The sequence below is a fragment of the Klebsiella sp. RC2 genome (assembly GCF_014192815.1).
Classification (GTDB): domain Bacteria; phylum Pseudomonadota; class Gammaproteobacteria; order Enterobacterales; family Enterobacteriaceae; genus Klebsiella; species Klebsiella variicola.
In genome coordinates this window covers 500,781-521,576 of sequence record NZ_JACHYL010000003.1, presented here as the reverse complement: position 1 = coordinate 521,576, position 20,796 = coordinate 500,781, and the positions used below count along the sequence as shown (strand labels likewise).

Genomic DNA, 20,796 nt, shown 5'->3' with positions numbered 1-20,796 from the left:
GTCATACCTTTAATACTATACGTTTACTATTAATACTATCATGTATAACAGGAGTCAGTATGTCTACAAGAATTAAAGGTTTGGTAAAATGGTTTAACGAAGATAAAGGTTTTGGTTTCATTTCACCTCTTGACGGTAGCAAGGATGTTTTCGTCCATTTCTCCTCGCTTCATGGTGAGAATTTCAATACCTTATTTGAAGGGCAGAAAGTTGAGTTCGCCATGCAGAGTGGTGAAAAAGGGCCTGCTGCTACAAACGTAATACTTTGCGATAAATGAAAATTTGTGGGCCTGCGACAACGATGAAGGATTATTCCTGAGTAGACAGGTCCATAAATTAAATCAGAGAAAGTCGGTTATTTTTAATATCAGGTCAACATGTTTTTCGCAATTATGAGTGTGCTGACCGATGTGATGAAGTGCAGGACTGCTGCATGAAAGCATGAAAGCATGAAAGCATGAAAGCATGAAAGCAGAAGCTAACTGCCTGTTAAATAATAAAATATGTAAGAGGCGGGGCTGCCTTCGAAATCATCACGTCCCTGATTGTATTTTAATTGCATCGTCATTTAACATCACTGATAGAAGAGAGTGACGGAAAAGACTAACAGAATTATGGTGGCATATGATAAAAGTACTCGTTTTCTTTAATACCGAATCCTGTAAAGTCATGACCGTTCCGGAGGGGACATCCTCAATCAGACAGGAATACCCAAACGGTGAAGAAACACATCTACAGATTATGTCTGCAGGCTTTCCTTCATTAACCGGTGATCATGATGTTATTTACGTAGCCTCTGACAGACAGTTAATGTCACAGGAAATTCTCGATGCGTCCCGGAAATATTTATAGCATTTTTGTTATGTTCTCTGCTTCAAATTTAATTGCGTATTTACCCTATTTATCAGAAGCGAAAAAAAATGAGTTAAAATCTTTGTGGCTTGCTAATAGCAGGCCTTTTTTTACATGTTCATTTTTAATAATCGTTCTCATATAAGGAAGTCACTCTTTGTGCACTGACAAAATGCAGATATCTTTCTAACCTGATGACTTTGCTGCTGGAATGTTCATCATGCACGACTGAAGCCGCGAGTCATGGGGGGATATCTAAATATTTACCGGGAGGAACCCGGCATCATATTGATACATCCAGACAATGCAGCAAGGGCTTTTTCACCGGATATTCCATTTTCTGACCCAGTAAGTTATTATCGAAAAATTATTATTTATTTCTGCTTTTGGCATTAGGCGCACGTCTGGCTATGTGCATTTGATTGCCTCAATCAATTATTCCCCTGATTTTTCAAATTTTTTTACGGCGCGCGTCACTGCATGCCAGATAAATTTGTCTGCGGGCACGGTGCCATCCGCAGCTAACTCCTCTGACTCTTTCCCTCCAATGTCCTGACTCATCCATTATCTTGCTGCTTCTGGCGACAGTACCAGAGGCTGGTGGTCGTGGATATCTATTAGACCTTTTTCTGTTGCTGCGGTGACGATCAGAAAGCCTTCTGTTTCGTCTCCAAATGGTGTGCTTCCGATTGCCGCCATGAATATCGGCTGGCCATCGGCGCGATGGATAAAGTAGAGTGGGTTGCTTCTTGTCACCTTCTTTCTTCCATTCGAAGCCCCCATCAGCAAAGCAGATCGCCCGGCCATGTTGCCATAGCGGCTTAAACATCCTGCCGGTAACCACGGTTTCAACACGCGCGTTAATCAGTGGAGCCTTATCCCACCACCCGGGCGCATAACCCCAGAAGACAGGATCGATATGCAGTTGTTCGCCGCGTTCGCTCAGAAGCAAAACTTTGGTACCGGGCGCGACGTTATATCGACTAATCGGCGCCGGGTCATATGCAATGTCACGATCGGCATCATCTGCAAGGTAGGACAGATAATCTTCACGGGTCATTGACTGAGAAAAGCGTCAGCACATATCAACCACCAGTGGTCAGAATGGAAGTATAGAAGGTGTGGAGGAAACGTAGGAAGGGAACTCCGACAGCCATCTAACTGATGACTGTCGGAGATGACGTCAAAAACAATGTGTACAAAATTGTGTATTAAAGTCAGGGAAATCGCACAATTTAAAAATTTAACACATTGTTTTTAATTAAAAAAATTATTTAGTTTGTAGCTGCTATCGTAGGGCATACCATTCCTTATGTTTCAGCGGGTTAGCCATGGCACCGAGGATATCGGAAATCACGTTGACGATAATGACCAGTGCGCCAATCACCATGACGCCGGCGGAGATCGCCGCGTAGTCCTGCTGGCGGATCGCGTTGATCAGCCAGCGTCCCAGTCCGGGCCAGCTGAACACCATCTCGGTGATCATCGCCAGGGTGAGCATGGTGGAAAACTGCAGGCCGAGGCGCGGGATCACCGGCGGCAGGGCGTTGTGCAGTACATGGCGCAGTAAAATTTTGCGTCGCGACACGCCGCGGGTGGCAGCCGCTTTGACATAGTTGGTGTCATACACCTCGCTGGTGCTGATGCGCATCAGGCGGATCACCTCGGTGGTGGGCGCCACCGCCAGGGTCAGCACCGGCAGCACCATATGCCGCGCGGCGCTGACGATCATCTCATGGCGCCATGGCGAGTCCGAGATCCAGGCGTCAATCAGCGCAAAACCGGTGACGGTTTTCACCTCATACAGCAGATCGAAGCGGCCAGAGACCGGAAACCAGCCAAGAGTCAGCGAGAAGAAGAGGGTCAGGAGCAGCGCCAGCCAGAACACCGGGATCGAGAAACCGACCAGCGCGACGGCGCTGATCAGGGTATCAGGCCATTTGTTGCGCATTACGCCAGCGATCATGCCCACCGGAATGCCAATCAGCAGGGCAAAGCCGAAGGCGAGGATGCACAGCTCCATGGTCGCCGGGAACACCTCGCGCAGCTGCTCAGAAATCAACTGGCCGTTAATGCTGGAGACGCCAAAATCCCAGTGCAGCACCCCTTGAAACCAGAACAGCCACGCATTCCACAGGGAGGCGCCCTGTAGCGGCGCATGAGGGGTGAAATAACTCAGGCTGAAGCCGATAAAGGTCAGAAAAAAGAGGGTGACCAGCAGCAACAGCAGACGACGCAGGGTAAAAATAATCATGGTTTTTTCACCTCTTCGGTTTTCTCCCGCGATACGCCAGCGAACGAAGCGTTACCGAAGGGGCTCAGCACGAGGCCTTTCATATCATAGCGATAGGCCTGCAAACGCAGCGAGGAGGCCAGCGGCAGGACCGGCAGTTCGCGGGCGAGGATCCGCTGTGCCTCTTTGTAAGCGTCCATCCGCGAGGAGAGCTGTTGCGAAAGCAGCGCTTTTTGCAGCACGTCATCAAATTCCCGGTTACACCAGTGGGCAAAGTTGGTTTGTGAGGCGATCGCCGCGCAGCTCAGCAGCGGCCGGAAAAAACTGTCCGGATCGTTACTGTCCGTCGCCCAGCCGGAGAGCGTCAGGTCATGGTTCATGTCCATCAGCCGCGCCTCCTGGAAGCGCCCCTCCACCGGCATGATGATCACCTTGACGCCAATCTGCGCCATATCCGCCTGGATCAGCTCCGCCGTTTTCAGCGGGCTGGGGTTCCATGCCTGAGAGCTGGTGGGCACCCACAGCTTGAGGGTCAGATTTTCCAGCCCCAGGGCCTTCAGGCGGGCGCGGGCTTCCTGGGGATTGTACTCAGTAATTTTAGCGTCGTTATCGTAGGCCCACGAGGCGCGCGGTAGCATGGATGCCGCCGTCTCTGCGGTGCCGTAGTAGATGGACTGCATCAGGCGCTGGTTGTTAATAGCCAGCGCCAGCGCATGCCGCACCTCAGGGTTGTCCAGCGGCGGCTTGGCGGTGTTGAAGGCCAGCCAGGCAATGTTCATTCCCGGGCGCAGCGTCAGGCGCAGGCGCGGATCGTCGCGCAGGATCGTCAGCTGGCTGGCGGCGGGCCAGGCCAGCACGTCGCATTCCCCGGTGAGCAGTTTCGACAGTCGGCCGGTACCACCGGAGCCGAGGTCCACCACCACCTGCGGCATCAACGGTTTGCCGCGCCAGTAGTCGGGGTGACGCTGCAGACGGATATATTGCCCGGAGCGGTACTCGGACAACTGGAACGGACCGGTACCGACCGGCTGGCGATCCAGCTGCTCCTGGCGGTCGTCTTGCGTTAAGCGGGCGGCATATTCGGCAGAGGTAATTGACGCATAGTGAGTGGCCAGATGCCAGAGGAACGAGGCGTCCGGCCGCTTGAGGCGAAACTCCACGGTCTGATTATCCAGCTTACGCACACTCTCCACGCTGTCAGCAAACTGCAGACTGTCGAAGTAAGGGAAGCTGCTGCCGTTGACGTTGTGCCACGGATGGTCGCGGTTAAAAATACGGCCAAAGGTAAAAATCACATCATCCGCGTTGAAGTCCCGCGTCGGGGTAAACCATGCCGTGCGTTGAAACGGGACATGGCGGCGCAGGTGGAAGCGGTAGGTGGCGCCGTTATCAAGGACTTCCCAGCTCTCCGCCAGCTCGGGGACCAGCCGGTAGGTATAGGGATCGACGTCAAGCAGACGATCGTAGATCTGAGCGGCCAGCGTATCGACAATCAGGCCGCTGCTGACTTTCTGCGGATTAAAGGTATTCACCTGGCCGCTGACGCAATAGACGAAACCGCTGTCGCGGATATCGGCGCGGTCAGGGAGCACAGGGGCGGCAAAGGCCTGCCCACACAGCAGGGAAACGGCTGCCAGGAGAGATGACAATTTCAGGCGCATATTTTCTGTTTGATTATAGAGTTGAACTCTATCTTATTAAGATTTATAGACATTCACCACCGCCTTCAACAAGCCTGAGGGATAATGCGGTTACCGGGAGCGTATAGTATTCAGTCAATTGATTAAAATAGTAGCGGAACCGAGTCTGTATATTGAAACATGGTAACTTTTTATCGCCGATATCGCCAGTCAGGTCTGTTTGGCCGCGGTTTGCCAGACGATGAAACAGACGCTGACGCCGGGGAGATATATTCAGTATAGCGGGGAGAAAGCAGAGGGACTGACGGGCAGAGGGCGAGCCCGTCAGAAAATTAAACAGAGGGTTTCGCTCGCTTATTGTGACAACGTCACTTTTTGGTAATCCATATTCCGCAGGTCCTCCAGCAGCCCGGGGCCAACCGGCTGCCACTGCAATCGCTCACGGGTCCATGCTGAGCTGGCGCGCAGGTCAAGGGCGGTAAACGGCGCAAACCAGCCGAACCAGGCGTCGACCTGCGACTCATCCAGGTGGGTCAGCGGCAGGTTTAATCCCTGAGCAATTACCGTAGCAATATCGCGTAACGCGATCCCCTCTTCGTCCACCGCATGGTAGCGCTCGCCGGCCGCGCCCTGCAGCAGGGCGCTAACGTACAGTCGCGCGACGTCATTGACATGGGCGGCGGACCAGCGGTTGCTTCCCTCGCCGCGCAGGGCCACCGCCCCGTTGGCGACCGCGCGTTCGATATAGCTGGTCAGTAGCCCCTGGCGCACGGTGTCATGTACCTGCGGCAGGCGAACCACCCGAACATCCACTCCCGCCTCCAGCAGTTGCTGACCGGCGAGCTCAGAGGCGGTGCGCGGGCTGGGGTGCCCTGAGTTGAAGAACGACTCCCGGGCCGGGACGCCGCTCCCGTCGTCGCCCATCAATGTGCCGGAGGTGATGACCAGCGGCCGCGCGCTGCCTTGCAACGCCCGACCCATGGTCAGGATCGCCTGGCGGTCTTTCTCGCAGTTGGCGGCAAAGCGGCTGAAGTCGTGGTCGAAGGCGGTATGGATCACCGCGTCAGCGCCCTCGACGCCAGCCAGTAGCGAGTCCGGGGCGTCCAGCGTGCCGCGGTGCACCTCGACGCCTGCCGCTTTCAGGGTCTGCGCTGCGGTGTCGCTGCGCGCGAGGCCGATAACCTGATGGCCCGACGCCTGCAGGGCCGGAAGAATACGTGAGCCGATAAATCCGCTCGCGCCGGTAAGAAATATACGCATCATGGATCTCCTGAACGGGTTTCAGGCGTATCCTACCTGCGATGTCATACTATAAAAGTAGAGACATTATCGGGGTATAAATTCTAACAGGCAGAACCCACAGGCAGATGATGAACACTTCTGACAACCATGCTTTAGGCGATTTTCTCCGCGCCCGGCGCCAGCGCCTCGATCCGGCGACGTTTGGCTTCCCGGCGGGACGCCGGCGCACGCCGGGGCTGCGCCGCGAAGAGGTCGCGCAGCTCGCCAGTATCAGCCCGACCTGGTATACCTGGCTTGAACAGGGGCGCGGCGGGGCGCCCTCCCGCGAGGTGCTGGAGCGGATCGCCTGCGGTCTGCGGCTGACCACCCCGGAGCGCGAGCATCTGTTTATTCTCGCCTTTGGCCATCCGCCGCAGACGCGTCTGACGGTGACAGATGATATGACGCCGCGGCTGCAGCGGGTGCTTGACGCTTTTACTATTCCGGCGATTATCCGCACCGCCAGCTGGGACGTCATCGCCTGGAACGCGGCGGCGGCCAGGGTGCTGACCGACTACAGCCAGCTACCGCTGGCGGAGCGCAACGTACTGCGTCGCCTGTTTACCCGACCTGAAGCCCGCTGCACGCTGGAGGACTGGCAGACGGTGGGGCAGCTTATCGTCAACGCTTTTCGCGCCGACGTAACCCGGATGGGGGCGACGACGGAAACTGACCAGTTGATCGCTGAACTCACGCAGCAGAGCGTTGAGTTCGCCCGTTTCTGGCAAAGCCATGACGTCGCCGGCCACGGAGAAGGCTATAAGCGCATTCACCATCCGCAGATGGGCCCGCTCGATCTGGAGTTCACCTCTTTTGCCGTGGAAGGCCGCCCCGATCTGTCGCTGCTGGTTTTCAACCCGGCGACGACGGAGAGCCAGCGCAAAATTCACGGATTGCTTGCGGGGGCGGGATCCTCGCCGGGAGCGCGCTGAGGCGTAAATTCGTACAGCGCCAAAGCGTTGCTTTCCAGCGAGTCGACCCGCAGCCAGTGTCCGTCAAGCCGGGCATCTTCCACACTGAGCGCCGGACGAGCCCGATGCATCAACCACTGGTAATCCTCAGCGTCGGGGCCGCTGCGGCTGCGAAAGGCGTCGACCAGCGGGAATAACGCGCCATGATGCTGATCGAACAGGTGCTGTTTGACGCGCCAGCCGCCCTCCAGGCCCTGCAGCCGCACGCTGTAGGGCTGGCTGAAACGCTGGATAAAGGCCGCTTCGCTGGAGAGCCAGGGATTGTAGACCACCGTATTGCGCAGCAGCAGCTGGTAGTGCCCCTGGTGGTGAAGCAACAGCAGGTTTTTATCCTGAAACAGGATCTCGCCGCGCAGCCGCCGCCAGAGCCACAGTACCCAGTAAACCGGGCGAGGCAGCCCGTGCAGATAGTGCAGCGCCAGGCTGGAGGTATCGAGCTTCCCGTTAGCGCGGGCTTCGCCCTGGAGGCCTGAATTTAACCAGAAGCCCGCCAGCCAGACCTGGTCCGCCACCCCCAGCAGATTATCCATCAACAGCGCGCCGCGAAAAAAGCGGCCGTTGGTATCCCGCGTATCGCCGGTCAGGGTATTCCAGGAGAGCAGCCACAGCGGCAGGTTAAGCTGTCGCTGGCGCAGGGCGCTGTGGATCTGCCGCAGCTTGTGCAGCGGATAATGTTCGCTGGAGGCCAGGCGGCTGCTGTCTGCCTGCGCCAGATCCAGTTGTTCGTTGGCATCTGCCTGGCAGGCGAGAAAATCCGCCTCCGCCAGCAGCGGTGAGTGAAACAACGGATCGTTACCGGGATCGCTGGGAGCAAAGCGGTGCCAGATCCCCAGCTGCGGCTGCGGCAGCAGGCGGTGAAGAACCTCGCGCTGCTGGCGCCAGGCCGCCTGGCGGGTCGCTTCGCTGGCCTGCGGCGACCAGTGCCAGACAAAGCGCCAGCTGTTGAGCGTGGCCGGCGGAAAATGGTTGGCGGCGAGCAGCAGAAACCGCTGCAGCAGGTCGCTGCGGGTGGTGACGCCGGTGTGGAGGATCACGTTCCAGCCCATCGCCGCCAGCCAGCTAAAAATCTGCTGCAGGTTATACCAGCAGGCGTAGCCGGCCATCTGCGGATCGTCCCAGCCGGTGCCGAACAGCCGGCTGCTGAGAAAGGGATCGTTGATATCGATGGCATACACCGGCAGGGCGCGGTGCAGCTGCTCCAGTTCCCGGCGCACATCCTCCCGTAGCAGGTCGTCCAGCTCGCGCACGGTCACCACCATCCGGGTATGGCGCAGCACAGCGGCGCGCGCCGGGCGATCGTGCAGGTTGATCTCCCGGGTCTGCGGCGGATTGATCGGCAGCGGGGGACTTTCCCGGTCGCGTGGTTCCGGTTCATTGAGGCGAGCATAGAGCCGGTCGACAGCGACCGGCTGCCAGCGGTCGGCCTGCGGCGGACGCGGTCGGGCAAGCTCCCGGGGATGCTGTTCACGATACTGGCGCGGCGTCACGCCGTGCTGGCGCTTAAACAGATCGCTCATCATACGGGTACTGGCGAACCCCTGTTCGCGGGCGATTTGCTGGGCGGGTTTGCGGGTGGTCAACAACTGATCGGCGGCGTGGCGCAGGCGCAGCGCGGTGAGGTACTGAACAAAACTCACCCCGACTTCTTTGTGAAATAAGCGTGACAGCCAGGCCTCGGAGACAAATTCCGCTGCCGCCACCTCCTGCAACGAGAAGCGGCGCTGATAGTTGGCGTCGATCCGCGCCACCACGCTGGCTATTCGCCGGCTCCAGTTCTCCGCTCCGCGGCGCGGCGCGGAGGCGATGGGCTGGCTGAAGCGCGTGGCCAGCAGGAGCGCTATCTCACTCAGCCAGCGGTTGGCCTCCAGTCGGTAATGGCCGGGATGCTTGACCAGGCCGCTCACCAGCAGCTGGCGCATCAGGCGGCGCAGGCCGTCCTCCGCATCCCGGGTGCGCGGCGTTATCTGATAGTCGACAGCAAAAAAAGCGCTGTCAAGGCGGGTCAGCCAGCTGGCGGAAAGGGTCAGGATCATCACTGCGTTGGTACCGGCGCTGCGCAGACTCCAGCGACGGTTGCGGTTAACGATCGCCAGCTCGTCGGCGGCGAGCGGCTGCGGCACTCCTTCCGCCTCCGTCAGATTTACGCTCCCCTCCAGCACCCATAGCAGCGTCAGCAGATCGCCTTCTGTCTGGTTCAACTGACGTACATCGCGCACGGTGACGCTAAAGTCGCCTGAATGCTGCTCCACGTGACACTCCTCCGCAGACAAAAAACAACCCGTTATTTTTTGTCATAACTGATATGTATGAAAAACAGTCATTGATTTCTCGTCAATATAAAACAAAAAAGCGCACCTGAAAGCTGTTTCACCCGCATAAACTCGAAAGTGTCGTGCAAACACAACACAGGAATAACAAAAATGACACATCCGTTGCTTGAAGCCTTGCAGGTCAACGAGGCGCAATTTATTGCCCTGCGTCGCCAGTTCCACCAGCAGCCGGAGATCGGCTTTGAAGAACATCAAACCAGCAATGAGGTCGCTCGACTGCTTGGCGAGTGGGGATACGAGGTTCACCGCGGCCTGGCGGGCACCGGAGTGGTGGGCACGCTGCGCGTCGGCCACGGAAAAAAACGCCTCGGCCTGCGGGCGGATATGGATGCCCTGCCGATGCAGGAGCGGAGCGGGAAGCCGTGGGCAAGCCAGGTTGACGGGCGTTTCCACGGCTGCGGCCATGACGGGCACACCACCACGCTGCTCTACGCGGCTGAATATCTGGCGCGCACCCGCCAGTTTACCGGGACGCTGCAGCTGATTTTCCAGCCCGCGGAAGAGCTGTTGTACGGCGGGCGAGTGATGGTCGAGGACGGTCTGTTTGACCGGTTCCCCTGCGATGCCATCTTCGGCTTGCACAATATGCCGGGTCAGCCGCTGGGCAAGATCGGCCTGCGCGACGGGGCGATGATGGCCTCCTCCGATACGCTGCATATTGAGGTGAAAGGCGTTGGCGGCCACGGCGCGGTACCGGAGCATACCGTGGATGCCACGCTGGTCGCCTGCCATATCACCCTCGCGCTGCAGTCGATCGTCTCGCGGAATATCACCCCGTTCGAACCGGCGGTGGTCACCGTCGGCAGCATCCAGGCCGGACACGCGCCCAATATCATTAACGATCACGTGCTGATGAAGCTCACGGTGCGCACCCTCAATGAGCAGGTGCGCGAGACCGTGCTGCAGCGGATCCATGATATCGCCGTGGCTCAGGCGGAGAGCTTCAACGCCACGGCCACGCTGACGCACGTCAACGGCAGCCCGGTATTGCGTAACGATCCGGCGGCCAACGCGATGGTGCGGGAGGTGGCGACATCGCTGTTTGGCGCAGAGCAGGTGGGCGAGGTGAAGCCGTTTATGGGCAGTGAAGATTTTGCCTTCATGCTGGAACAGCACCCGCATGGCAGCTATTTCACCATCGGCGCTGGCGATGAGCCGGATCGCTGCATGGTCCATAACCCGGGCTATGACTTCAACGACGCGCTGTTGCTGACCGGGGCGGCGCTGTGGTGCGGTCTGGCGGAACACTATTTGCGTTAATCACCGGAAACAGGAGGGCCATGCGATGAGCACTGTCACCGTGAGCGACACCCCCTTTGTCGGCAGCGATCGCCTGCTGGTGGGGATTGTGCTAAGCGTTTTAACCTTCTGGCTGTTTGCCCAGTCGGTGATTAACGTGGTGCCGGCGATGAAAAGCAGTCTTGATATCTCCCTTGAAACCTTAACCCTGGCCGTCAGTCTCAGCGCGCTGTTCAGCGGCTGTTTCGTGGTCGCCAGCGGCGGCCTGGCGGACAAGTTTGGCCGGATGCGGATGACCACCCTCGGACTGGGGCTGAGTATCGTCGGCAGCGCCATGCTGGTGGTCGCTCAGGGGCCGGGGCTGTTCCTGGCCGGCCGGGTGCTGCAGGGGCTGTCGGCGGCGTGCATTATGCCGGCGACGCTGGCGCTGATTAAGACCTGGTATGAGGGGCGTGCGCGGCAGCGGGCGGTCAGCTTCTGGGTCATCGGCTCGTGGGGCGGCAGCGGTCTCTGTTCCTTCGTTGGCGGGGCCATCGCCACCGGGCTCGGCTGGCGCTGGATCTTCGTCTTCTCCATTGCCGTCGCTCTGCTGGCGCTGTTTTTGCTGCGCGGCACGCCGGAGAGCCGCAGCGCCAGCGCCAGCCAGCATAAGCTGGACGTCGGCGGTCTGCTGAGCCTGATTGCCGCGCTGGTGCTGGTGAATTTGTTTATCAGCAAGGGCCATGGCTGGGGATGGAGCAGTCCGCTGTCGTTGACCATGCTGGTCGGGGCGCTGGCGGCGGGGGCGGTATTTATCCGCAACGGCATGCGCAAAGGCGAGGCGGCGCTGATTGATTTTGCGCTGTTTCGTAACCGGGCCTACGGCGCGGCAGTGCTGTCGAACTTTCTGCTCAATGGGGCGATTGGCACCATGATGATCGCCAGCATCTGGCTGCAGCAGGGGCACCACCTGACGCCGCTGGAGAGCGGGATGATGACCCTCGGCTATCTGGTGACCGTCCTGGCGATGATCCGGGTGGGCGAGAAGCTGCTGCAGCGCTATGGCGCCCGGCTGCCGATGATGGCCGGGCCGGTGCTGACCGCCATTGCCATCGGCCTGATATCCTGCACTTTTCTCGATAAGGCGCTGTATATCGGGGTGGTGTTCGCCAGCAACGTGCTGTTTGGCCTCGGGCTGGGCTGCTACGCCACACCCTCAACGGATACGGCGGTGGCCAACGCGCCGGAGAACAAAATCGGCGTCGCCTCGGGGATCTACAAGATGGGCAGCTCGCTGGGCGGGGCGATGGGTATTGCCGTGACGGCGTCACTTTTCGCGCTGTTTTTGCCGCTGGGCATGGCCCATGCCGCCCAGTATGCCCTGTGGTTCAACGCCGTCTTATGCCTGGGGGCGATGGCGGTGAGCGCGCTGCTGCTGCCGCGCGCCTCTCACAGCTGATGTTTTTTCAGCAGCGCGCGGAGCTGGTGATAGGTTAACCCCAGCAGCTCCGCCGCCTGCTTCTGATGATACTTCGCCTGCTGCAGACTCCGCTGCAGCAGGCGTTTTTCCTGCTGGAGCTGAAAATCGCGCAGATCCAGCGGCAGAGCGGGCAGCTCGTCCCCGGACGCGGCCTCCGGCACGGAGGCCGCGGTCTGACGGAAAGGGTTAAGGATAATGGCGTCCAGCTCGTGCTCGCTGTCGCCGTGGCGATAGACCGAGCGCTCAACGACGTTCTTCAGTTCACGAATATTCCCCGGCCAGCGGTAGCCGAGCAGCGTTGCGGTGGCACGTTCGCTGAAGCCGGGAAACAGCGGCAAACCGAGCTCGCGGCACATCTGAATGGCAAACTGGTTGGCGAGCAGCATGATGTCGCTCTGCCGTTCACGTAGCGGCGGAAGCTGCACCACGTCGAAGGCCAGACGGTCGAGCAGGTCGGCGCGAAAATGGCCTTCTTCCACCATCCGCGGCAGGTCAGCGTTGGTGGCGCACACCAGCCGGACGTTGACCTGCAGCGGCTGGCTGCCGCCCACGCGCTCCAGCTCGCCATATTCAATCACTCTTAACAGCTTCTCCTGCACCAGCATCGGCGCCGTCGCCAGCTCATCAAGAAATAACGTCCCGCCGTCGGCGCGCTCGAAGCGCCCAGGATGGCGCTTGCTGGCCCCGGTGAAGGCCCCGGCTTCGTGGCCGAATAGTTCCGAATCGAGCAAATTGTCGTTCAGCGCCGCGCAGTTCAGCGAGATAAACGGTCCCTGCCAGCGGCTGGAGAGGTAGTGGAGACGGTTAGCGATAAGCTCTTTCCCGGTGCCGCGCTCGCCGATGACCAGCACCGGTTTATCCAGCGGGGCCAGCCGGGAAACCTGTTCCAGCACCTCGAGAAAGCTGTTGGCCTCGCCCAGCAGATTATCCTTGTACTGCGCCATGATGAATTTCGCCATTAAGTAGTGTGATTAACCAGGTGACTGTAGCAATGCCCTGCACAATTCGCAACCACTCTGTTTAAAATCAATAAGATAAAAAGTTGGCACGTCATTTGTATTAGCTAAGCCACAGGTGAATGCCTGAAACCAGAACTATGAGGATTGAAATTATGGGTATTTTTTCTCGTTTTGCCGACATCGTGAACGCCAACATCAACTCCCTGCTGGAGAAAGCGGAGGACCCGCAAAAGCTGGTGCGTCTGATGATCCAGGAGATGGAAGACACGCTGGTGGAAGTGCGTTCCACGTCGGCCCGCGCGCTGGCGGAAAAGAAACAGCTGACCCGTCGTATTGAGCAGGCGGTCGCCCAGCAGGCGGAATGGCAGGAAAAAGCCGAGCTGGCGCTGCGTAAAGAGAAAGAGGATCTGGCCCGGGCGGCGCTGATCGAAAAGCAGAAGCTGACCGACCTTATCGCTCAACTTGATCATGAAGTGCAGCTGGTGGATGAAACGCTGGCGCGCATGAAGAAAGAGATTGGCGAGCTGGAGAACAAACTCAGCGAAACCCGCGCTCGTCAGCAGGCGCTGGCGCTGCGCCATCAGGCGGCGAGTTCGTCCCGCGATGTGCGTCGCCAGCTGGACAGCGGTAAACTGGATGAGGCGATGGCCCGCTTTGAATCCTTTGAGCGTCGCATCGATCAGATGGAAGCGGAAGCGGAGAGCCACCGCTTTGGCAAGCAGCAGACGCTGGATCAGCAGTTTGCCGAACTGAAAGCGGACGATGAAATCAGCGAGCAGCTGGCGGCGTTGAAAGCCAAAATGAATCAGTCCAACCAGTAAGTATGATTGCGCGGCGCGGCGTTGCGCCGCGGCTCACCCCCTGTAAGGAGTACACATGAGCATGCTTTTTCTCGCCATTCCGCTGACGCTGTTTGTGCTGTTTGTTCTGCCGGTCTGGCTGTGGCTGCACTACAACAATCGCGGCGCCAACGGCAGTCTGACGCAAAATGAGCAGCAACGGCTGCTGCAGTTGACCGATGACGCGAAGCGGATGCGCGAACGTATTCAGGCGCTGGAAGCGATCCTGGATGCTGAACATCCGAACTGGAGAGACAAATAATGGCCGGACTGGATCTGAATAAAAAACTGTGGCGTATCCCGCAGCGCGGGATGGTGAAGGGCGTTTGCGCGGGCATTGCTCAGCATCTTGATGTCCCGGTGAAGCTGGTGCGTCTGATTACCGTGCTGGCGATGATTTTCGGCCTCTTTTTCTTTGTCCTGGTGGCCTACATCATTTTGACTTTTGCTCTGGATCCGATGCCGGACAGTGAACTGTACGGTCACAAGGCGCCGAGCAATGGCGATCTGCTGGCCGCCGTGGATGCCGAACTGGCCTCCGGTGAACAGCGCCTGCGTGAAATGGAGCGGTATGTGACCTCCGACACCTTTACGCTGCGCAGCCGCTTTCGCCAGCTGTAAATCCTGTTTTTAACGAGTGAGGCAACGCATGAATAGCAAATGGCAACGCGCCGGGCAGCAGGTGAAGCCCGGTCTGAAAATCGTCGGTAAGCTGGCGCTGCTGACCGCGCTGCGTTACGGCCCGGCGGGCGTTGCCGGCTGGGCGGTTAAATCGGTCGCGCGTCGGCCGCTGAAAATGCTGCTGGCGGTGGCGCTGGAGCCGCTGCTCAGCCGGCTGGCCAACCGCGTCACGCGCGGGATGAAATAATGCCGCCGTGGGGAAGGCGCAAAAGGATTAACGTTGTCCTGCTTATCCCCGGCAGATAGCTTATGATGACGAGACATACCTTCAGGGCATAACGGACTGGCGATGAAGCGACTGAAAACTGAATTGAATGCGCTGGTCAACCGCGGGGTTGACCGGCATTTACGTCTGGCGGTGACCGGCCTGAGCCGGAGCGGTAAAACGGCGTTTATCACCGCGCTGGTCAATCAACTATTGAATATCCACACGGGCGCCCGCCTGCCCCTGCTGAGCGCCGCACGCGAAGAGCGGCTGCTCGGCGTCAAGCGCGTGCCGCAGCGGGACTTTGGCATTCCCCGATTCACCTACGACGAAGGGCTGGCCCAGCTGTACGGCCAGCCCCCCATGTGGCCAACCCCGACGCGCGGGGTGAGCGAGATCCGTCTCGCGCTGCGCTACCGTTCGAATGACTCCCTGCTGCGCCATTTTAAAGATACCTCCACGTTGTATCTGGAGATCGTCGACTATCCGGGCGAGTGGCTGCTCGACCTGCCGATGCTGGCACAGGATTATCTGAGCTGGTCACGACAGATGACCGGGCTCCTGCAGGGACAGCGTGCGGAGTGGTCGGCCCGCTGGCGGCAGCTGTGCGCCGGGCTGGATCCGCTGGCCCCTGCCGATGAGGCCCGTCTGGCAGATATCGCTGCCGCCTGGACGGACTATCTGCACGCCTGTAAGCGCGAAGGGCTGCACTTTATCCAGCCCGGGCGCTTTGTCCTGCCCGGTGAAATGGCGGGTGCGCCGGCGCTGCAGTTTTTCCCGTGGCCCGACGTCGACGCCATCGGCGAAGCCAAGCTGGCGCAGGCCGATAAACACAGCAACGCCGGCATGCTGCGCGAACGCTACAAATACTATTGCGAAAGGGTGGTGAAGGGGTTCTACAAAGAGCACTTCCTGCGCTTCGACCGGCAGATTGTGCTGGTGGACTGTCTGCAGCCGCTCAACAGCGGGCCGCAGGCTTTTAACGATATGCGTCTGGCATTGACCCAGCTGATGCAAAGTTTCCATTACGGGCAGCGCACCTTGTTCCGCCGGTTGTTTTCGCCGGTTATCGACAAGCTGCTGTTTGCCGCCACCAAAGCTGACCACGTCACGGTCGATCAGCACAGCAATATGGTGTCGCTCCTGCAGCAACTGATTCAGGACGCGTGGCAGAACGCCGCCTTTGAGGGGATCAGTATGGATTGCCTGGGGCTGGCGTCCATTCAGGCGACCCAGAGCGGGCTGATTGAGGTGAATGGCGAGAAAATTCCCGCCCTGCGCGGCGATCGGCTGAGCGACGGCCAGCCGTTGACCATCTATCCCGGCGAGGTGCCGGCGCGTCTGCCGGGCCAGGCCTTCTGGCAGCAGCAGGGATTTCAGTTTGAAAACTTTCGTCCGCAGGTCATGGATGTCGATCGGCCTTTGCCGCACATTCGCCTCGACGCGGCGCTGGAATTTTTGATTGGAGATAAACTGCGATGAGCGAACCGTTAAAACCGCGGATTGATTTTGATGGTCCGCTGCAAGCGGAAAAAATTCCGCCGCTGAAAAGCGCGCGCGCCTTTGACCGCCTTGAGGCGGACAACTTCGCGCCAGCGCGGCTGGTGACCGGCGAAGAGGAAGAGGGAGCGGCGGAAGCGGTGGTGGAGTCGGTCCTGCGACCCAAACGCAGCCTGTGGCGGCGGATGGTCAGCGCCGGACTGGCGATCTTCGGCGTCAGCGTCGTGGCGCAAGGCGTACAGTGGACGGCCAACGCCTGGCAGACCCAGGACTGGATTGCGCTGGGTGGCTGCGTCGCCGGGGCGCTGATTGTCGGGGCCGGCGTCGGATCGGTGGCCACCGAGTGGCGCCGTCTGTGGCGACTGCGCCAGCGCGCCCACGAACGCGATGAAGCGCGCGATATGCTGCACAGTCACGCGGTCGGTAAAGCGAAAGCGTTTTGTGAGAAGCTGGCGCAGCAGGCGGGTCTGGATCAGTCGCATCCGGCGCTGCAGCGCTGGTATGCCGCGATCCACGAAACGCAAAGCGACCGGGAAGTGGTGAGCCTTTATGCGCAGCTGGTGCAGCCGGTGCTGGATGCCCAGGCGCGGCGGGAAATCAGCCGTTCGGCGGCAGAGTCGACGCTGATGATTGCCGTCAGCCCGCTGGCGCTGGTGGATATGGCGTTTATCGCCTGGCGTAACCTGCGGCTGATCAACCGAATTGCCACGTTGTACGGCATTGAGCTCGGGTATTACAGCCGTCTGCGACTGTTTCGCCTGGTGTTGCTGAATATCGCTTTCGCTGGCGCCAGCGAACTGGTGCGCGAGGTGGGGATGGACTGGATGTCGCAGGATCTGGCGGCCCGGCTGTCGGCGCGCGCCGCACAGGGCATCGGTGCCGGACTGCTGACCGCCCGCCTCGGGATCAAGGCGATGGAGCTGTGCCGCCCGCTACCGTGGATTGCCGATGATAAACCGCGGCTCGGCGATTTTCGTCGCGAGCTGATTGGGCAGCTGAAAGAGACCCTGCAGAAAAGCAAAACCAGTCCGGAGAAGTAACCTCCGCTCAGAGACATTGCCGGGCGGCGGCTTCGCCTTGCCCGGCCTACCGGGCAGGTTGGATCCCGGCTCGCCCAGGCGTTCATTTAACCACTGACCGCCTGACTTTACGGCACAACGCCCATTTTTCCGCCATGCTGTCAATAATTGTTGACAGTTAGCTTCCCGAAAACTCATTCCTGTCCTATTATTCTCCCGTCATTGGCACTTTTAGGGTGAACACTCCCATGCGTCTTGAAGTCTTTTGTGAAGACCGTCTCGGTCTGACTCGTGAATTGCTCGATTTGCTGGTGCTGCGCGGCATTGATCTACGTGGTATCGATATTGACCCTATAGGCCGAATTTACCTCAATTTTGCCGAACTGGAGTTCGCCACGTTCAGCAGCCTGATGGCAGAGATCCGCCGTATCGCCGGCGTGACAGACGTGCGCACCGTGTCGTGGATGCCGTCTGAGCGTGAACACCTGGCGCTCAGCGCGCTGCTGGTGGCGATGCCGGAGCCGGTGCTGTCGCTGGATACCAAAGGCAGGGTGGAACTGGCCAACCCCGCCAGCTGCCTGCTGTTTGGCCAAAGCCAGGCGAAGCTGCGCAACCATCCGGTGGCCCAGTTGATCGCCGATTTTAACGTTCAGCGCTGGCTGGAGAGCAGCCCGCAGGAGACGCATGCGGAGCATGTGGTGGTGAATGGACAGAACTATCTGCTGGAAGTGACCCCGGTCTATCTGGAAGGGGAGCATAACGAACGGGTGCTGACCGGCGCCGTAGCGATGCTGCGCTCAACCGTGCGCATGGGACGCCAGCTGCAGACCATGACCAGCCAGGACACCAGCGCCTTCAGCCAGATCCTCGCGGTGGGGCCGAAAATGCGCCACGTGGTGGAGCAAGCGCGCAAGCTGGCGATGCTCAGCGCGCCGCTGCTGATTGTCGGCGACACAGGTACCGGCAAAGATCTGCTGGCCCATGCCTGCCATCTGGCCAGCCCGCGGGCGGGCAAGCCTTATCTGGCGCTCAACTGCGGCTCCATTCCCGAGGACGCGGTCGAGAGCGAGCTGTTTGGCGACGCGCTGCAGGGTAAGAAGGGCTTCTTTGAGCAGGCCAACGGCGGCTCGGTGCTGCTGGATGAAATTGGCGAGATGTCGCCGCGCATGCAGACCAAGCTGCTGCGCTTCCTCAACGACGGCACCTTCCGCCGCGTTGGCGAGGATCATGAAGTGCACGTCGATGTGCGGGTGATCTGCGCGACGCAGAAAAACCTGGTCGAACTGGTGCAGAAAGGGCTGTTCCGCGAAGATCTCTACTATCGCCTCAACGTCCTGACGCTGTATCTGCCGCCGCTGCGCGACTGCCCGCAGGACATTATGCCGCTGACGGAGCTGTTCGTGGCCCGCTTTGCTGATGAGCAGGGGGTCCCGCGGCCGAAGCTCTCCGCCGATCTCAGTACGGTGCTCACCCGCTACAGCTGGCCCGGCAACGTTCGCCAGTTGAAGAATGCCGTCTATCGCGCGCTGACCCAACTGGAGGGATTTGAGCTGCGCCCACAGGACATTCTGCTGCCGGACCATGACGTCGCGTCGCTGCCGGTGGGCGAGGAGGCGATGGAAGGGTCGCTGGACGACATCACCCGCCGCTTTGAGCGCTCGGTGCTGACCCAGCTCTATCGCAGCTACCCCAGCACCCGGAAGCTGGCGAAGCGGCTGGGGGTGTCGCATACCGCCATCGCCAATAAGCTGCGTGAATATGGTCTGAGTCAGAAAAAGGGCGACGAATAATCCTGCCAGGCCGGCGACCCTCGTTGCCGGCATCCTGGCCTGCAAAGCGGGCCAAACCTGTATATACTGGTTTTTTAATCCTTTTTCCGGGGTGGTGCATCTTGGCGTCGCGTCGCGCGATCGGGCAATGGCTGGCATTGCTGCTGCTCTCTGTTCTCTTTTCCTCGCTGCTGTTACGCCTTCATTTGCCGGCAGCGCTGCTGCTGGGGCCGCTGATCGCCGGTCTCATTTTGAGCCTGCGCGGAGTGAAGCTGAGCATCCCTCGTCCCTGTTATCTGGCGGCGCAGGCCATTGTCGGCTGCATGATTGCCCGGGCGATCAACCCCTCTGTTTTTGGTGTGCTGTTCAACAACTGGGCGCTGGTACTGGCGATCCTGTTGACCACCCTGGCGATTAGCGGGCTCACCGGCTGGTTGCTGGTTCGCTACAGCGCGCTGCCGGGCGCCACTGGCGCCTGGGGAAGCTCTCCCGGCGGCGCGTCGGCAATGGTGGTGATGGCCCAGGAGTACGGTGCCGATGTGCGGCTGGTGGCGCTGATGCAGTATCTGCGGGTGCTGTTTGTCGTCGGCGCGGCGGCGCTGGTGGTGCGTTATGCGTTGGGCAATGAAGCGCAGGAAATGACTCAGGATATTGTCTGGTTTCCATCGTTGACCCTGAATTTCCCTTTCACGCTGCTGCTGACGGCGGTGGCCTGTTGGCTGGGCATGCGGCTGCGCATCCCCTCCGGGGCCATGCTGTTGCCGATGCTGCTCGGCGCACTCGCGCAGGGCAGCGGCTGGGTGATGCTGGAGCTGCCGGAGTGGCTGCTGGCGATGGCCTATGCGGTGCTGGGCTGGACGGTGGGGCTGCAGTTTAATAAAGCCATTTTTCTGCTGGCGCTGAAGACGCTGCCGCAGATTATCGCCTCTATTCTTGGGCTGATCCTGATGTGCGCCCTGATGGCCCTCGGCCTGACTCACATTCTGCAGATGGACTTTATGACCGCCTATCTGGCCACCAGCCCTGGCGGCCTGGACACGGTGGCGATTATCGCCGCCGGCACCCGGGCGGATATGTCGTTCATTATGGCGCTACAGACGTTGCGGCTGTTTACCATTTTACTGACCGGCCCGGCGATGGCGCGGGCTATCTCCCGCTATGCGCCACGGCAATAAAAAAGCCCCCGCAGAGCGGGGGCTGAGTACATAGAATGTCCGCGGGCGTGATGCGCCCGGGCACGCTGTTATCAGGCTTTCAGAGCGGCCAGCGCGGCGTCGTAGTCCGGCTCTTCGGTGATTTCGTTCACCAGCTGGCTGTAGACGACCTGATCGTTTTCATCGATAACGACCACGGCGCGAGCAGCCAGGCCAGCCAGCGGACCGGCGGCGATGGCGACACCGTAGTCAGCGAGGAACGACGCGCCGCGCAGCGTGGAAAGGGTCACCACGTTGCTCAGGCCTTCCGCGCCGCAGAAGCGGGACTGGGCGAACGGCAGATCAGCGGAAATGCACAGCACCACGGTGTTGTCCAGTTCAGCGGCCAGCTGGTTGAATTTACGCACTGATGCGGCACACACGCCGGTATCAATGCTCGGGAAAATATTTAGTACTTTACGTTTGCCGGCGTACTGGCTCAGCGCGACGTCAGAGAGATCTTTGGCGACCAGCGTAAACGGCTGCGCTTTAGCGCCTGCCTGCGGAATGGTGCCCTGAACAGAAACGGGGTTGCCCTGGAAATGCACGGTTTGTGACATGGTTATCTTCCTGTTTACATATAGTTAACGTCGCGAGTAGTGTATGACATCCGCCAGCTACACGGC

19 protein-coding genes and 1 pseudogene are annotated in these 20,796 nt (G+C 59.5%); 13 read left to right on the top strand and 7 right to left on the bottom strand.

Annotated features, from left to right (window positions below; genetic code table 11):
* The first annotated feature begins 59 nt into the window (after window positions 1–59).
* A complete protein-coding gene (locus FHW76_RS12080; RefSeq protein WP_126315592.1) occupies window positions 60–278 on the top strand; it encodes a cold shock domain-containing protein in 219 nt (72 codons plus the stop codon).
* Window positions 279–624: 346 nt separating this feature from the next.
* Window positions 625–852, top strand: a complete 228-nt coding sequence (locus FHW76_RS26435; protein ID WP_071787616.1) for a hypothetical protein — start codon at window positions 625–627, stop codon at window positions 850–852.
* Window positions 853–1,287: 435 nt separating this feature from the next.
* Here the strand turns inward: FHW76_RS26435 and FHW76_RS12075 are convergent.
* The 4 genes and pseudogenes from FHW76_RS12075 to FHW76_RS12060 all read right to left on the bottom strand — a co-directional run bounded on the left by FHW76_RS12075 (window position 1,288) and on the right by FHW76_RS12060 (window position 5,988).
* Window positions 1,288–1,912, bottom strand: a pseudogene (locus tag FHW76_RS12075) (SOS response-associated peptidase family protein).
* Between the two features lie 228 nt (window positions 1,913–2,140).
* Window positions 2,141–3,106: a putrescine export ABC transporter permease SapB gene (sapB, locus tag FHW76_RS12070; protein WP_008805241.1), complete on the bottom strand. Its 966-nt coding sequence runs from the start codon at window positions 3,104–3,106 to the stop codon at window positions 2,141–2,143.
* A complete protein-coding gene (sapA, locus tag FHW76_RS12065) occupies window positions 3,103–4,746 on the bottom strand; it encodes an ABC transporter substrate-binding protein SapA (RefSeq protein WP_008805240.1) in 1,644 nt (547 codons plus the stop codon). The genes sapB and sapA overlap by 4 nt, the downstream gene beginning before the upstream one ends.
* A gap of 333 nt (window positions 4,747–5,079) precedes the next feature.
* Window positions 5,080–5,988: an SDR family oxidoreductase gene (locus FHW76_RS12060; protein ID WP_172755129.1), complete on the bottom strand. Its 909-nt coding sequence runs from the start codon at window positions 5,986–5,988 to the stop codon at window positions 5,080–5,082.
* Between the two features lie 107 nt (window positions 5,989–6,095).
* Between FHW76_RS12060 and FHW76_RS12055 the strand changes: the two genes are divergently transcribed.
* Window positions 6,096–6,938, top strand: a complete 843-nt coding sequence (locus FHW76_RS12055; RefSeq protein ID WP_008805238.1) for a helix-turn-helix transcriptional regulator — start codon at window positions 6,096–6,098, stop codon at window positions 6,936–6,938.
* Here the strand turns inward: FHW76_RS12055 and FHW76_RS12050 are convergent.
* The gene (locus FHW76_RS12050) at window positions 6,893–9,226 is read right to left on the bottom strand and encodes a helix-turn-helix domain-containing protein (RefSeq protein ID WP_110209412.1); all 2,334 of its coding nucleotides are present in this window, start codon (window positions 9,224–9,226) and stop codon (window positions 6,893–6,895) included. The two genes, FHW76_RS12055 and FHW76_RS12050, sit on opposite strands and share 46 nt — an antisense overlap.
* 171 nt (window positions 9,227–9,397) lie before the next feature.
* On the opposite strand from FHW76_RS12050, the gene FHW76_RS12045 reads away from it, so the two are divergent.
* Together FHW76_RS12045 and FHW76_RS12040 are read left to right on the top strand one after the other, a co-directional pair.
* Window positions 9,398–10,567 carry a M20 aminoacylase family protein gene (locus tag FHW76_RS12045; protein WP_008805236.1) on the top strand — a complete coding sequence of 390 codons (1,170 nt, stop codon included), beginning with the start codon at window positions 9,398–9,400 and terminating at the stop codon, window positions 10,565–10,567.
* 25 nt (window positions 10,568–10,592) lie between these two features.
* Window positions 10,593–11,984 (top strand): MFS transporter, encoded by a 1,392-nt coding sequence (locus tag FHW76_RS12040; protein WP_008805235.1) that lies wholly within the window; start codon window positions 10,593–10,595, stop codon window positions 11,982–11,984.
* Here the strand turns inward: FHW76_RS12040 and pspF are convergent.
* Window positions 11,975–12,964: a phage shock protein operon transcriptional activator gene (pspF, locus tag FHW76_RS12035; RefSeq protein WP_008805234.1), complete on the bottom strand. Its 990-nt coding sequence runs from the start codon at window positions 12,962–12,964 to the stop codon at window positions 11,975–11,977. The genes FHW76_RS12040 and pspF overlap by 10 nt on opposite strands.
* A gap of 152 nt (window positions 12,965–13,116) precedes the next feature.
* On the opposite strand from pspF, the gene pspA reads away from it, so the two are divergent.
* The 8 genes from pspA to FHW76_RS11995 all read left to right on the top strand — a co-directional run bounded on the left by pspA (window position 13,117) and on the right by FHW76_RS11995 (window position 20,152).
* Entirely contained in the window at window positions 13,117–13,785 is a 669-nt protein-coding gene (gene pspA / locus FHW76_RS12030; RefSeq protein WP_004203910.1) for a phage shock protein PspA, read from the top strand.
* 55 nt (window positions 13,786–13,840) lie between these two features.
* On the top strand, window positions 13,841–14,065 hold the full coding sequence (pspB, locus tag FHW76_RS12025; protein ID WP_002901911.1) for an envelope stress response membrane protein PspB: 225 nt from the start codon (window positions 13,841–13,843) through the stop codon (window positions 14,063–14,065).
* Window positions 14,065–14,424, top strand: coding sequence for an envelope stress response membrane protein PspC (gene pspC, locus FHW76_RS12020; RefSeq protein WP_004203911.1), 360 nt, complete (start codon window positions 14,065–14,067; stop codon window positions 14,422–14,424). The genes pspB and pspC overlap by 1 nt, the downstream gene beginning before the upstream one ends.
* Window positions 14,425–14,452: 28 nt before the next feature.
* Window positions 14,453–14,671, top strand: a complete 219-nt coding sequence (gene pspD / locus FHW76_RS12015; protein ID WP_002901915.1) for a phage shock protein PspD — start codon at window positions 14,453–14,455, stop codon at window positions 14,669–14,671.
* A 102-nt stretch (window positions 14,672–14,773) separates the two neighbouring features.
* Window positions 14,774–16,171 (top strand): YcjX family protein, encoded by a 1,398-nt coding sequence (locus tag FHW76_RS12010; RefSeq protein ID WP_008805233.1) that lies wholly within the window; start codon window positions 14,774–14,776, stop codon window positions 16,169–16,171.
* Window positions 16,168–17,229 (top strand): YcjF family protein, encoded by a 1,062-nt coding sequence (locus tag FHW76_RS12005; RefSeq protein ID WP_022064700.1) that lies wholly within the window; start codon window positions 16,168–16,170, stop codon window positions 17,227–17,229. The genes FHW76_RS12010 and FHW76_RS12005 overlap by 4 nt, the downstream gene beginning before the upstream one ends.
* Before the next feature lie 227 nt (window positions 17,230–17,456).
* Window positions 17,457–18,998 carry a transcriptional regulator TyrR gene (gene tyrR / locus FHW76_RS12000; protein WP_008805231.1) on the top strand — a complete coding sequence of 514 codons (1,542 nt, stop codon included), beginning with the start codon at window positions 17,457–17,459 and terminating at the stop codon, window positions 18,996–18,998.
* Window positions 18,999–19,099: 101 nt separating this feature from the next.
* Complete coding sequence (locus FHW76_RS11995) at window positions 19,100–20,152, top strand: AbrB family transcriptional regulator (RefSeq protein WP_183476735.1); 1,053 nt, start codon at window positions 19,100–19,102, stop codon at window positions 20,150–20,152.
* A gap of 71 nt (window positions 20,153–20,223) precedes the next feature.
* Here FHW76_RS11995 and tpx read toward each other — a convergent pair whose 3' ends face one another.
* Complete coding sequence (tpx, locus tag FHW76_RS11990; protein WP_008805229.1) at window positions 20,224–20,730, bottom strand: thiol peroxidase; 507 nt, start codon at window positions 20,728–20,730, stop codon at window positions 20,224–20,226.
* Between the last annotated feature and the right edge of the window lie 66 nt (window positions 20,731–20,796).

What these genes read in the sequence shown, in the direction of transcription:
- tyrR (WP_008805231.1), top strand. Translation starts at nt 17,457, where the DNA reads ATGCGTCTTGAAGTCTTTTGTGAAGACCGTCTCGGTCTGACTCGTGAA.
- FHW76_RS12010 (WP_008805233.1), top strand. Translation starts at nt 14,774, where the DNA reads ATGAAGCGACTGAAAACTGAATTGAATGCGCTGGTCAACCGCGGGGTT.
- FHW76_RS12080 (WP_126315592.1), top strand. Translation starts at nt 60, where the DNA reads ATGTCTACAAGAATTAAAGGTTTGGTAAAATGGTTTAACGAAGATAAA.
- sapA (WP_008805240.1), bottom strand. Translation starts at nt 4,746, where the DNA reads ATGCGCCTGAAATTGTCATCTCTCCTGGCAGCCGTTTCCCTGCTGTGT.
- FHW76_RS26435 (WP_071787616.1), top strand. Translation starts at nt 625, where the DNA reads ATGATAAAAGTACTCGTTTTCTTTAATACCGAATCCTGTAAAGTCATG.
- pspA (WP_004203910.1), top strand. Translation starts at nt 13,117, where the DNA reads ATGGGTATTTTTTCTCGTTTTGCCGACATCGTGAACGCCAACATCAAC.
- pspC (WP_004203911.1), top strand. Translation starts at nt 14,065, where the DNA reads ATGGCCGGACTGGATCTGAATAAAAAACTGTGGCGTATCCCGCAGCGC.
- pspD (WP_002901915.1), top strand. Translation starts at nt 14,453, where the DNA reads ATGAATAGCAAATGGCAACGCGCCGGGCAGCAGGTGAAGCCCGGTCTG.
- FHW76_RS12005 (WP_022064700.1), top strand. Translation starts at nt 16,168, where the DNA reads ATGAGCGAACCGTTAAAACCGCGGATTGATTTTGATGGTCCGCTGCAA.
- FHW76_RS12060 (WP_172755129.1), bottom strand. Translation starts at nt 5,988, where the DNA reads ATGATGCGTATATTTCTTACCGGCGCGAGCGGATTTATCGGCTCACGT.
- pspB (WP_002901911.1), top strand. Translation starts at nt 13,841, where the DNA reads ATGAGCATGCTTTTTCTCGCCATTCCGCTGACGCTGTTTGTGCTGTTT.
- FHW76_RS12055 (WP_008805238.1), top strand. Translation starts at nt 6,096, where the DNA reads ATGAACACTTCTGACAACCATGCTTTAGGCGATTTTCTCCGCGCCCGG.
- tpx (WP_008805229.1), bottom strand. Translation starts at nt 20,730, where the DNA reads ATGTCACAAACCGTGCATTTCCAGGGCAACCCCGTTTCTGTTCAGGGC.
- FHW76_RS12045 (WP_008805236.1), top strand. Translation starts at nt 9,398, where the DNA reads ATGACACATCCGTTGCTTGAAGCCTTGCAGGTCAACGAGGCGCAATTT.
- sapB (WP_008805241.1), bottom strand. Translation starts at nt 3,106, where the DNA reads ATGATTATTTTTACCCTGCGTCGTCTGCTGTTGCTGCTGGTCACCCTC.
- pspF (WP_008805234.1), bottom strand. Translation starts at nt 12,964, where the DNA reads ATGGCGAAATTCATCATGGCGCAGTACAAGGATAATCTGCTGGGCGAG.
- FHW76_RS12040 (WP_008805235.1), top strand. Translation starts at nt 10,593, where the DNA reads ATGAGCACTGTCACCGTGAGCGACACCCCCTTTGTCGGCAGCGATCGC.